1 protein-coding gene and 1 pseudogene are annotated in these 1,229 nt (G+C 65.6%); both read right to left on the bottom strand.

Going from position 1 to position 1,229, the window contains the following annotated elements; genetic code table 11:
* Positions 1 to 496, bottom strand: a pseudogene (locus DTS01S_RS29185) (electron transfer flavoprotein subunit alpha/FixB family protein); the annotation flags it as partial.
* A gap of 14 nt (positions 497 to 510) precedes the next feature.
* Positions 511 to 1,229, bottom strand: a 719-nt coding sequence (locus DTS01S_RS29190; protein ID WP_082774955.1) for an electron transfer flavoprotein subunit beta/FixA family protein, incomplete at its 5' end; no start/stop codon positions are given.

Here is a 1,229-nt window from a genome sequence, read left to right on the forward strand (position 1 = left end):
GCTCCACCTGGGCGCTGCCGCCCGTGGTGGCCGCTGCGTCAAAGCCCGTGCCGCGCACGGTGATGACCTTGATCTTGTCGCTGCTTTGCACCGTGGCAATGGCGTTGCCCGCGTAGATGGGGCGCTCGAACGTGTCGGCGCTGTCCACCTTGGTGATGTCGCTGATCTGGGCCACGTCCAGCTTGGCGGCCACGCGCGGCGCGGCGTTCTTGCCGCTGGCGGTGGCGGGGAACAGGATGTGGCTGTAGTTCGAGGCAATCGCCAGCACTTGCGCCGCGATGTTCTCGGCGAGGTTGTCCTTCAGCGATGCGCCATCGGCGTGGATGACCTTGGCAACGCCAGCGATCTGGGCCGCGGCCTGCGCGGCGGCGCCAGCATTCTCGCCCGCCACCAGCACATGCACGTCGCCGCCGCAGGCCAGGGCCGCAGTGACGGTGTTGAGCGTGGCGCTCTTGATGGAAGCGTTGTCGTGTTCTGCAATAACGAGGGATGTCATGTCTGCGAATTCCTTTAGATGACCTTGGCTTCGTTCTTGAGCTTGCTGACCAGGGTCGCCACATCGGGCACCTTCACGCCAGCGCCGCGCTTGGCGGGCTCGGCCACCTTGAGCGTCTTCAGGCGCGGGGCCACATCGACGCCCAGCTCTTCAGGCTTGACCGTGTCCAGCTGCTTTTTCTTGGCCTTCATGATGTTGGGCAGCGTGACGTAGCGCGGCTCGTTCAGGCGCAGGTCGGTGGTGATGACGGCCGGCAGGCTCAGGGCCAGGGTTTCCAGGCCGCCGTCCACTTCACGCGTGACATTCACCTTGTCGCCAGCGACTTCGACCTTGGAGGCGAAGGTGGCCTGGGGCAGGTCGGCCAGGGCCGCCAGCATCTGGCCGGTCTGGTTGGCATCGTCGTCGATGGCCTGCTTGCCCAGGATGATCAGGCCGGGCTGCTCCTTGTCCACCAGGGCCTTGAGCAGCTTGGCGACGGCCAGGGGCTGCAGCTCCTCGGTGGTCTCCACCAGGATGCCGCGGTCGGCACCGATGGCCATGGCCGTGCGCAGGGTTTCCTGGCACTGGGCCACGCCGCAGGAGACGGCGATGACTTCGGTGGCCACGCCCTTTTCCTTGAGGCGAACGGCTTCTTCGACGGCGATTTCGTCAAAGGGGTTCATGCTCATCTTGACGTTGGCGATGTCCACGCCCGTGCCGTCCGACTTCACGCGGACCTTCACGTTGTAGTCCA

It is taken from the genome of Delftia tsuruhatensis NBRC 16741 (assembly GCF_001571325.1).
In the GTDB taxonomy this organism is placed as follows: domain Bacteria; phylum Pseudomonadota; class Gammaproteobacteria; order Burkholderiales; family Burkholderiaceae_C; genus Comamonas; species Comamonas tsuruhatensis.